The sequence below is a fragment of the Actinomyces sp. genome, from assembly GCF_030524025.1.
Taxonomy (GTDB): Bacteria; Actinomycetota; Actinomycetes; order Actinomycetales; family Actinomycetaceae; genus Actinomyces.
In genome coordinates this window covers 18,053-27,779 of record NZ_JAUNHI010000031.1, presented here as the reverse complement: position 1 = coordinate 27,779, position 9,727 = coordinate 18,053, and the positions used below count along the sequence as shown (strand labels likewise).

Annotated in this window: 9 protein-coding genes; all 9 read right to left on the bottom strand. The window is 64.7% G+C overall.

From position 1 onward, the window contains the following. Positions 1 to 84 precede the first annotated feature (84 nt). On the bottom strand, positions 85 to 477 hold the full coding sequence (cas2e, locus tag Q4C85_RS10150) for a type I-E CRISPR-associated endoribonuclease Cas2e (protein WP_303141791.1): 393 nt from the start codon (positions 475 to 477) through the stop codon (positions 85 to 87). After that, positions 471 to 1,406 carry a type I-E CRISPR-associated endonuclease Cas1e gene (gene cas1e / locus Q4C85_RS10145; protein WP_303141790.1) on the bottom strand — a complete coding sequence of 312 codons (936 nt, stop codon included), beginning with the start codon at positions 1,404 to 1,406 and terminating at the stop codon, positions 471 to 473. Before cas1e ends, cas2e begins: the two co-directional genes overlap by 7 nt. A 5-nt stretch (positions 1,407 to 1,411) precedes the next feature. Beyond that, positions 1,412 to 2,089, bottom strand: coding sequence for a type I-E CRISPR-associated protein Cas6/Cse3/CasE (gene cas6e, locus Q4C85_RS10140; RefSeq protein WP_303141789.1), 678 nt, complete (start codon positions 2,087 to 2,089; stop codon positions 1,412 to 1,414). Beyond that, positions 2,080 to 2,793 carry a type I-E CRISPR-associated protein Cas5/CasD gene (gene cas5e, locus Q4C85_RS10135; RefSeq protein WP_303141788.1) on the bottom strand — a complete coding sequence of 238 codons (714 nt, stop codon included), beginning with the start codon at positions 2,791 to 2,793 and terminating at the stop codon, positions 2,080 to 2,082. The genes cas6e and cas5e overlap by 10 nt, the downstream gene beginning before the upstream one ends. Further along, positions 2,793 to 3,920, bottom strand: coding sequence for a type I-E CRISPR-associated protein Cas7/Cse4/CasC (cas7e, locus tag Q4C85_RS10130; RefSeq protein WP_303141786.1), 1,128 nt, complete (start codon positions 3,918 to 3,920; stop codon positions 2,793 to 2,795). Before cas7e ends, cas5e begins: the two co-directional genes overlap by 1 nt. Before the next feature lie 2 nt (positions 3,921 to 3,922). After that, positions 3,923 to 4,615, bottom strand: coding sequence for a type I-E CRISPR-associated protein Cse2/CasB (casB, locus tag Q4C85_RS10125; protein WP_303141784.1), 693 nt, complete (start codon positions 4,613 to 4,615; stop codon positions 3,923 to 3,925). Beyond that, positions 4,612 to 6,219, bottom strand: a complete 1,608-nt coding sequence (gene casA / locus Q4C85_RS10120) for a type I-E CRISPR-associated protein Cse1/CasA (protein ID WP_303141783.1) — start codon at positions 6,217 to 6,219, stop codon at positions 4,612 to 4,614. The genes casB and casA overlap by 4 nt, the downstream gene beginning before the upstream one ends. Beyond that, complete coding sequence (gene cas3, locus Q4C85_RS10115) at positions 6,216 to 9,161, bottom strand: CRISPR-associated helicase Cas3' (RefSeq protein WP_303141782.1); 2,946 nt, start codon at positions 9,159 to 9,161, stop codon at positions 6,216 to 6,218. Before cas3 ends, casA begins: the two co-directional genes overlap by 4 nt. Before the next feature lie 248 nt (positions 9,162 to 9,409). Continuing rightward, positions 9,410 to 9,625 (bottom strand): DUF3107 domain-containing protein, encoded by a 216-nt coding sequence (locus Q4C85_RS10110; protein WP_303141780.1) that lies wholly within the window; start codon positions 9,623 to 9,625, stop codon positions 9,410 to 9,412. Between the last annotated feature and the right edge of the window lie 102 nt (positions 9,626 to 9,727).

Sequence of the window (9,727 nt, the reverse complement as noted above, 5' to 3'; positions counted from 1 at the left end):
GGATCATCCCCGCTCGCGCGGGGTCAACACTTGGCAAGTGGCGTGATTCCAACGGGATGGTACCCCATCCGATGCCGTTCTGCTTCACTCCTGACCTAGTGCTCGCTCGGTTGCGCTGCGGTACCGGCGTCGCCGGGCTGCGATCGACCAGGACTCCTTGGCGGGCTTGACTGCGCCGGGGATCGGTGTCGGCCCTTCGATCTGACGGTACGGGGTACGCATGACCAGGCATCCCTCAAGGTCGACGGGCTCGCGCTCGTGGCCGAGCGAGGCGACCGAGAAGCGCTGCTCGGACCTGGTGGACCAGATGAGAAGCGCACGTCCGTCGCCGATGTAGGCACGGATCAGCTCCCACACCTGGTCGCGTACCCGGGCCGAGAGGTGCCCGACGAACACCCCGGGCGAGACTTCGAGCAGCCACCTGGTCATCGCCCCGCGCAGCGCGGCGGGCGCGGCCGAGAGGATAAGCACTACCATCCGCCGGCCTCCTCGGCGTAGTTGGAGCCTCCGGCGACGATCTGCCTCTGGTAGTCCCACAGGGAGACCACGTTGACGGTCAGATCCTCGGACTCCTCGGCGCCAAGCAGGCGATGAACGTCCTTGACGGTCCGCTCGATGATCCTCAGCTCGAAGATCCTGTCGCGCACCCTCCTCCGGGTCGTGCCCGTGAGATCCTCCATCCCCTCGGCGACGACATCGAAGGCGATCGGTATTGTCGTCTCCGCCTTGTACAAGTCGGCGACGTCGTAGACGAAGGACCGTTCGTGCCCGGTGTGGACGAAGCCGAGCCCGGGCGAGCAGCCCAGAGAAACGATCACCCCGTGCACGACGCCATAGAGAGCGGCATGAGCAGCTGACAGGGCCTGGTTGATCGGATCGGATGCCTCGAAGTCGTCCGGTCGGTAGTCCCGACGGGTCCACGGGACGCCGGTGCGCCGCGAGTTCTCCCGGTACACCTCACGGACACGGGCTCCTTCGCGGCCACGCAGCTGTTGCATGGTGAGGCCCTCGACGTCCTCACCCTGGAACCTCATGAGGTACATGTCCCGTGCGACGCGGAGCCTCTTCTGCGGGGACGACACTCTGCTGGCCTGCTCAACGAGCAACCTGGTCGATGTTGCCAGCGAGCGGCCGTGCGCGTAGTAGCGCACGCCTCGCTCGCCGACCCACACCGCCGTCGTCCCGCACTCACCCAACAGGCTCATCGCCTGGTGGCTCACCGAGGTTCCCGGTCCGAAGAAGACCGCCACCAGTGAGGCCGCAGGCACACGGATCGTGCCCTTGTCGTCGCGTGCCGTGAGGGCGCCGTCCTCCCGGTGAACGACGCAGTGCTCCAGGTACAGGAACGACATGCGGTCCTGCGTCCTGGGCAGCGCCGTCACGGGAATGGGTGGAAGCCGTGCCACGGACCTCACCCCTGGTGGGGTCGGGCCAGCGTCATGAGACCGCAGCCATATGCCTTGGAGCGGCCGATCCCCTCGACAAGGGCTTGACGCAGGGTATCCGGCTCCGTGACCCGCATCCGTCCCTCATAGACGGTCTGGTTGATGGTCACGCGATCGAGGCGGCCCTGCTCGGGGTTCTCCCTTCCGAACACCGGGCGTGCGCGGCGCACAACGGTGAGTGAGGACTCGGCTGCATCTCCGGCGGCCGGCAGGAGCTCGAATCCGTATCCGGGCACACGGTCGACCAACCATGTGCGCTGTTGCTCGATCGTGACATGTCCGAAGCGCTTTCCTCGAGCCCCCGCCCCTTGGGGGACGGCACGCGACGGGTTCGCAGTGAGGCGGAACGCCCAGACCTGACCGGTGTCCAGTCGCCCCAGGAACGGCGAGTAGTCCAGCGTCCGCGCCTGCTGGCCCGGGGCGCAGGCCTCAGTGAGAATCTGCTCGCAGTCGGGTTCCACCGGTGTCAGCAGGTACAGCAATGTCGTTGCCCCGCGGTCGACCCGCCACAGGACTCGTCCAGGGCCCTCCGGGGGAGCATCGCCCGCCGCCTTCATGATGACGGCGTGCATGACCTGAGGGGAGCCGAGGTATTTGCGTGCCAGCCGGCGCCCCGGATCGAGTTCTATCCTCGTCAGGAACACTGGTTGTCCTCCTCCAGCTCCGCCATCGGGTCGTGCGTATCTGTTGGCAGTGGCCCCACGGGGACCAGGAGACGCTCGACCTCCCGGAATCCGTAGTCACGTCGCCGCGGGTCGAAGGACACGGGGACGTCGCGCGTGCCGAGAGATGAGCGGCGGTCCTGGGGCGGCACCGCGGCCTGGTCGATAATCACCTCCGCCTGAAAAGCGGCATTACGACGTTTGACGAACCAGACGGATGCCTGCCACGGTTCGGACGTCAGCGCCTCGAGCAACGGCGCGTCCCGCAATCCCAGTGACACCGGGAGCGACGGTGGACAAGAGCGTCGACCGAGGTAGAGGGGGAAGGCCGGACGCCGCAATGCCTCATCGAGACCCTCCAGCAGCCCGCGATCGCCCTCGATTCCTGCCAGAAAGACGGCATCGGCCAGGTGGTAGCGATGCGACAGCGGCATGGAGACCTTGCCGTCGAGGGAGCGCGCAGTATGGAAGTCCCGGACGACCGTGCCGGGTTGGTCCTTGCGCACCCCGAAGCGCAACGAGAGAAGATCTTCGATCGGGTCGGTGCGACGTCGTCCGACGGCGGCGGCGAGCATGCCGATCACCCCGCTTTTCGTAGGGGCGAGCTCGGTGGCCCGAACCGTGAAGCGCGACTTCACCCCCCAGGACTGCATCGGGCCCGCAAGCCGCAGAAGCAATGCGGTCATCAATCCGACTCCTCGCCCACCAGCCGCGGCTCCACGACCTCACGCACTCGCACAGGCAGATCTGCGAACGAGACGCGCTCACCGAGCTCCAAGACTGCATCGGAGTCTTTGAGTGCCACGACCAGACTCGAGACCGGACGCAGACCGTAGTTGTCCTCGATCTCCTTGGCGTGGCGCGCCATCTTGTCGACCGAGCGATTAAGATAACCGCGCCTCTCATCCCGGGGGACGGCGTCTTCGAACGCACCTACAAGGGAGACTGGCTGGTCATCCCGGACCGAGACGAGGATTGTCTCCGGCACCGTGCGGTTGGCGAAAGTGTTCTGTTTCCCCGTGGGCATCGAAAGGCAGAAGCCCTTGACAAAGACCTCCAGGGCGCGCAGCGCAGCTGCGCGGTCCCCGAGGTTCTCCACCAGCATGTCAAGATTGATTGTGGCGTAGCGGTACATCGTAGCCGATGAGAACTCGACCGTGCCCATCATTCCCGCCCCGGCGTCCTCCTCCTCAGAACGAGACTTCTCGTCGTCAACGGCGGTGAAGAAGTCATACTCGTTATCCGCCGCATGGGTGGAGATGGCGTGGGCAACCTGGCACGCCGCGTCGACGTTGAGGTCGGTGTCGTCGGCGACCATCCGGCCGAACAGTGCGATATCGACGGCATGGGCCTCCTTGAAGATCTTCTTGACCTCCTTGACGTCGAGACTGTCGCCTGAGCGAGCCGACGAGATGGCGAGTTCGGCCAGCCTTGCGACCTGGCTGGTCGACAGGAACAGGAGATAGCCGGACTCCTGGGGAGCATCCTTCTTCCCTCTTGGCGGTGAGAGCTTGATCTTGGTCGCCTTGAACACGCTTTCCGCCAGGGGTAGCGCGGACTCTGCGAGTTCGGGTGCCCGATCGGTGACTTTTGCTGCGAGGAGTTCAACGACTCGCTTGGTACGGATCCCGACGTCAGAGGTATTCAGCAAATCGTTGAAGTACAGGCGCGTCGCACGCTTCCAGGACTGGCTGGAGACCCGCAGGCGGCGCACCCCGCCGTAGACGGCAGATTTCGGTGAGCCCGAGTCGTCCCGGTTGACGCAGGACGGCGGCAGGTTCTGGATGATGTGGATGTCGACGTAGGTGCTCATGCTCAGATCTCCGGGTTAGAGGTGGTGGGGGCGAGGGGGGTACTGGACGCCGAGGTGGTGTCGTCGGTGATTGGTATCGAGGCGTACTGACGCGCCCATCTCAGTCGGACGCTCTTGGCCCCGCCAGGGCGCTGGAAGTCGACGAGATCGTCGGCCAACATGGCGTGGTCCACGCTGATGCCTTGGGCGCGCAGCTGGGAGATGAAGCTCCGCACGTGGTGACGCAACTCGGTGATGGTGGCTGATGTCACCAGTGCGTTGAAACGTGCTCGGGCGGACGGGTTCTCCTCATCCCTGCCGACGAGTTCGCGTGCCGCCCGCCCAAGCCCAACACCAGGCCGGAACATAGGGTCGGTCTTGGACTGTTGATGGACGGCGTACATGGTCATGGAGGCGTGGACGGCGATTTCCTCCCAGGTCGGGGCATCGCCGGCATTGTCGGCGACCTGGACCCGCGTCAGCTCCCAGATCTCGGGAAGTTCACCGGGAGCCTTGTTTGCGGCTTTGCGGAGCGCCGCCATGTCGGCTCGAGCGCGGGACTCGTTGTTGAGGTACCGCCTCTGAAGGCCATACCGTCCGCCGACTCGCCTGTCGACAGTGTGTCCTGCTGCGGTACGCAGTCGACGTTGCCGCCGGTGCTCCGGGGAGACGCCATCAGTCTCATCCTTGGTGTCATTGGTGTCCGGTGCGGTCATGAGGGTGTCCTTTCCTCGTCTTTGTCGCGTGGCGTCGTGGAGGTCGGTCGGGGCAGGGCTCTGTCCAACGCGGAACGGAAGAAGTACAGAGCGCGGCTGACATCCATGCGGCCTTTTCCCTCTCCGCGGCCGGCAAAGGCGGTCGGTGGCATCGTCGAGACGAGTGTGTCCTGCTGTTGCTCAGCCGTGGAACGCAGAAGCGAGCGCCATTGGTCGCGGGCCGTATCTGGGTCTGCGCCATCAAGTGAGGCCAGCCAGCGGGGGAACTCTTCGTCGATGACGTGATAAAAGGTTTCGCTGGCACGGTTGCGTGCCCCTGATGAGGTGTTTGAGATTTTTCCGCGTGCATGATCGAGGTTCGCTGCTAATTCTTGCAGAGCATCCGCCACGTCCTTCGTCTGTTTCATTGCGTCTCGGACGACGGTCATCATTCTAAGAGATGTTTTGTCGAGTAATCTTTGTGGAATGTCGATCTCATCGTCTATCAGTTCTTTTATGTGGTCATTCTGATAGACGACAGCTGTTGTGTGAATCTTCATGAGCGGTGTTCGGGGTGCAAGTCGTCGTTGAATTAGACGGCTGTAGAAGTTGACGACTTCCGGCGGTCGAAATCTGGTGGTGTGATCTAGTTGCGGCAGCACCGAAGGGAGGCGACGCCAGGCAGCCTCTTCGATGCTGGGAATCTGAGGTAAGAAGACCCGTTTCTTGCTGGGAAGTTTCCATGACGTCATGAACTCGAATGAGAAGCCGTTTGTGAGGCCTACTTCGTCGCCATTGGAGAAAAAAAATCGGTTTGAGCCGGTTTCGGTTCCTTCAACTATCGCTCGGCGCGACTGCCAGGTGTAACACGACGCGGGGCCGCGGAGCGGTTTTTCGATCTTGCCGCGTGCGTCGTCAGGGTCTCTTTCCCACGGAGGTGTATCATTGATGATGGTGGGCCCGTGGTTTTTGGTGGCCAGGTCGACGGGAACCGTATTCAGTATCAATGTGTGGCGTAAGGTGTCTCCCTCGATGTAAACCACCCCTATTTGCCCGAGATAACCTTTCGATGCATAACGACTGTTTGGATTGGTGTCACCGTCCGCCAGTGAATGCGTTCCCGGACCGTCGTAGGCGTGTAGATGGATTAACCATCTAGCTGTCTCTGGCCAGGGGAGAGTTGTACTCTCAGAACTGGTTCTTTGGGTAAATAGACGCCTCCCGGGTTTGGGTAGATCGGCGATGATCTCACCGATGTCGTAGATATCGGCCTTCCTCGAGGCGGAGTGGAGGCCTGCGACCTGGAAGAAGGGGCGCTGTGGGTCTCGGAGGTCAAAACGATCCCGGTATCGCTCCAGGTAGACCGTCGCGTGTTCCGCCAAGAGGTCAGGATCGTCCCAGTACCGCCTCCAGGTGGCAAGGTCTGGCGGTCCTCCCATGGTTCGGTGGCAGATGGCCAGGAGCAGGCGCAGGATCGCGACGTCCTGGCTGGCGATCTCGCCGTGGATCCCACCAATGTCTTGCGCCTGCCGGAACAGCGCGAGCAAGGAGACCTCATCCGAGGAGCCGTCGAGCCGGGAGACCCGAATCCACGGCTCGTCCAATAGATTGAAGGTTGGTGTCATGTGGGATGGACCTCCTTGAGCCCTGTGGTGGGGGAGTACTCGAGCGTGACGTCGGCCAGCTGCGCGCGACCGTTCTCCAGGAGCAGGAACAGCTGTCCGCGAAGCTGTGAGTCATACTGCCAAGCGGGTACGACACGAATCTCGAGTTGCCGGATGACCTCGTCGATCTTCCGAGGGTTGGTCAGGCGTGGTGGCAGTCGTACGGCCGACATGACCATCGCGCGTACGACCTCGCGGTCGGGGACCCTGTCGTCGGGGACGATCACCCCAGCGGCGCCCGGGGCGTGAGGTAGGGTGCGCAGCTCCTCTTGGCCGCCTTCCCGGTGCAGGTCCAAGAGGATGACCTCCAGGGAGTCCTCCCCGTCACGGACGTGGGCCCGCCCCTTCTCCTCGTTGTCCGAGGCCGTCGTGTGCAGCCAGCCGACCAGAGAGGCCTCCTGCGCGCCGGCCTGCGAGGGTGGGTCGAGGAGGAACCCGTGAGCCGAGTTGTGCTTCGCGCGGTTGTCCGCCTCATGCTTCTGACGGGCCGCATGCAATGCCTCTGTCCACGGCTGCGGTGCCTGGGGGGCTGGTCCGTACACAGCCTCGATGAGGTCATGGACGTCGTCGGGGACAGTGACGGTGCCAGCGCCCGAAAGGATCCTGTCCACCGCGGCGGCGCTCAGGAGCATGTCCTGGGCGCCGTAGATCGCCGTTGCGCCCGGCTCCAAGGACGGGTCAGAGGAAGACTCCGAGGGCAGCCAGTCGACGTAACATACGGGCGTGCTGAGCTGGGCCGGGCGTGAGCGGTCGTGACGGTGCAGGCGCCCCATGCGCTGGAGCAACAGGTCGATGGGCGCCAGATCGGTTACGAGGAGGTCGAAGTCCACGTCGAGAGACTGCTCGACCACCTGGGTGGCGACCACGATCGCCCGATGCGGTCGGTCCAGGGTGTTCCTCGGCGGCCCGAAGTGGCGAAGAAGATCAGCGTCTTTCGCCTGGCGGTCGGCGATGGTGAAGCGGGCATGGGTGAGGCTGACCTCCTCGCCGAAGTACTCCCGCAGTTCGTCGTAGGTGTCCTGGGCACGTCTCACCGTGTTGCGAACCACCAGCGCGCAGCCACCGTCCGCCAGTGCGTCCTGGAGGAGAGGTACCAGTGAGTCCTTTCGGAGCCGCGCCAAGTGGATGACGTTGTGCCGGCCAGTCGAGGACATCGGAACCACTTCAACCCTCTCAGCGCCAGCGGTTACCAGGCAGGGGAAGGATGTCTGGATAGTCTCGGGCTCTGGGCTCGTCTGTTGTCCCGCGGCAAGATCGAGGCCATGGCGGTAGGCGGCGACCAACTCTGAGCATCGTGCCTCGGACAGAGTCGCCGACAGGAGGACCACGGGTACCCCGTAGAAGGCAAGCCATGTCAGCGTCCGGTCGAGGTAGACGTTCATGTAGGTGGAGTAGGCGTGTACTTCGTCCACGACGACGACCTTGCGCGACAGCCCGAGATGACGCATGGCCAGATGAGGGGAGCGCATCGCCCCGAAGAGCAGATGATCGACCGTGGTGACGACGAAATCCGAGAGCATTGCCTTCTTTCGGCCGTTGAACCACGCCATGATCGCCAGGTCGGCCTGTCGCCTTCTCTCGGCCTCGGTATGAGGCACAGATTTCGACACAATCTCGTCCCAGCCGATTCCGGTGGGGTGTGGGATCGAGTCGCCATCGCCACCCAGCGCCCCGTGCAACCGGTCGTGGATCTGATACCCGCGCCGTCGCAGAACAGCGGCCTCCTCGTTGAGGCGGCTGCGGCCGTGCAGGAGCTGGACAGCGAAGTCCGACGGCGCTCCTTCGCCGGCGTAGGCCGTCTCAATGCGCTCCAACCAGGCGAGTTCGCGGGAGAACATGGCGTCCGTCGTCGCCTGGGTCGGCAGCGCGAAGAGCACCCCGGCGCGACCGGTCCGCGCGGCGAGCACCTCGGCCGCCAAGAGCGCGGCCTCGGTCTTGCCTCCCCCGGTGGACTCATTGACGATGAGGAGCCCCGGCAGCCTCATGGTGCGGGCCGCCGCTAACGTGCCGGCCTGGACTACCGTGGCTCGGGCATCCGGTGGCAGGTCGAAGCGATCAGCCAGCAGTGAGTCAGCATCAGCGCCCTCATCCCGGGGCCGCCAGGGCGAGGGAATCTCCAGTCGGTCGCATCCGGCACATACGCGACGGGCGTGTACCTCGGGTGGGAAGAGCCGGGCGCCCGTGTCCTCGCGGGGGACCAGAGGGAAGTAGTCCTCGGTGGAGGAGATCCAGTCGGCGACGATGACAAGCCCCGACAACACGACGAGGAAGGGCTGCGACCATGACCGCCGTGCCCAGTGGGCCAGGAGGGGCATCGCGCCCGTGCGGGCGGTCACCAGGTCCAGGAGCTCGCCGCGTGTCGCTGCCCACTCATCTTCGCCGATGAGGTGTTCGCGGCCGTAGGTCTCGTTGAGAGCAGCGTCGGTGGCCGGGATGCCGTGGTGAGCCCCGACCACGGAGGCGAGGGCCTGAGCGGGATCCAAGTCCCAGCCGCACTCGTCCATGAGCCATTCCTCAAGGGTCCGGTGTCCGGCCAGCGCATGGGGAGCCTTGCGACGCTCCAGGGGGTCGATCTGCTCGTGGGTCAGGCCGGCCTCCCGCATGCGGTCGTCCAGGTAGCGATCCTGGGTGGAGAAGGCCGGGGTGCACTTGCCGATATCGTGAACTCCGGCGACCCAGGAGGCAAGACGGCAGAATTCGTCGGTGGGGGGCAGTCCGGTTGGGGACCCCGCCATCTCCCGGTTGATGAGGTCCTGGATCGTGGGGGCGAGCCAGGACCGTGCCAGGTGCTCGGCAACGGCCGCAGCGTCAAGGAGGTGGAGCCACAGGGGGAGCCATTGCCTGCGCTCAGGGTCATAGCCGGACTTCGCCCACACGCGTTGGGCTGCCTCGCTCAGGGTCATGGGGGTCCTTCGAATCTGTCCCGGACGATGAGTTCAGCCTAGTTCTGTGACCTGTGCTACATGGGTTGAACGGACGATGGTTACACGATCGTTGTGCGGACCGATCCTCGAGACACGGCATCGCCACGAGGACGTAGGACGTCGGGCCCATCGCGATGATGGTGCCGGAGGTCTCAGCAGTGACCCCGACGCAGCCATGCGCCGGGGACGTGGGGAGGGGTCGGCCCGGAGAGCCGAGCCCCGCGGCCTCAGATCCCGAAGCCGACGCGGCGCGGCGTCGCCTCCCCGACCTCGACGTAGGCCAGGGAGCCCGCGGGGATGAAGACCTTCGAACCCTTGTCGTCCGTCAACGTGACATCCTGGGTCGAGGCGCCCGCCAGCGCGGCCAGCACCTCGGCCTGGGACGCCGAAGTCTCCACAGTGAGCTCGCGGGGGGAGTGCTTGATGCCGATGGTGACCTGCATGGGGTGCTCCTCAAGATCGGGGCACTCAACCAACATCCCGCCGGAGGAGGCCGGATGGGCGCCGGATGAACGCCGTGCGGGCGCCGCCGAGACGCCCTGTGA

Bases quoted from the DNA above. Each gene is read 5' to 3' on its own strand.
- Q4C85_RS10110 (WP_303141780.1), bottom strand. From the start codon at position 9,625: ATGCAGGTCACCATCGGCATCAAGCACTCCCCCCGCGAGCTCACTGTG.
- casB (WP_303141784.1), bottom strand. From the start codon at position 4,615: ATGACCGCACCGGACACCAATGACACCAAGGATGAGACTGATGGCGTC.
- cas3 (WP_303141782.1), bottom strand. From the start codon at position 9,161: ATGACCCTGAGCGAGGCAGCCCAACGCGTGTGGGCGAAGTCCGGCTAT.
- casA (WP_303141783.1), bottom strand. From the start codon at position 6,219: ATGACACCAACCTTCAATCTATTGGACGAGCCGTGGATTCGGGTCTCC.
- cas5e (WP_303141788.1), bottom strand. From the start codon at position 2,793: ATGACCGCATTGCTTCTGCGGCTTGCGGGCCCGATGCAGTCCTGGGGG.
- cas2e (WP_303141791.1), bottom strand. From the start codon at position 477: ATGGTAGTGCTTATCCTCTCGGCCGCGCCCGCCGCGCTGCGCGGGGCG.
- cas7e (WP_303141786.1), bottom strand. From the start codon at position 3,920: ATGAGCACCTACGTCGACATCCACATCATCCAGAACCTGCCGCCGTCC.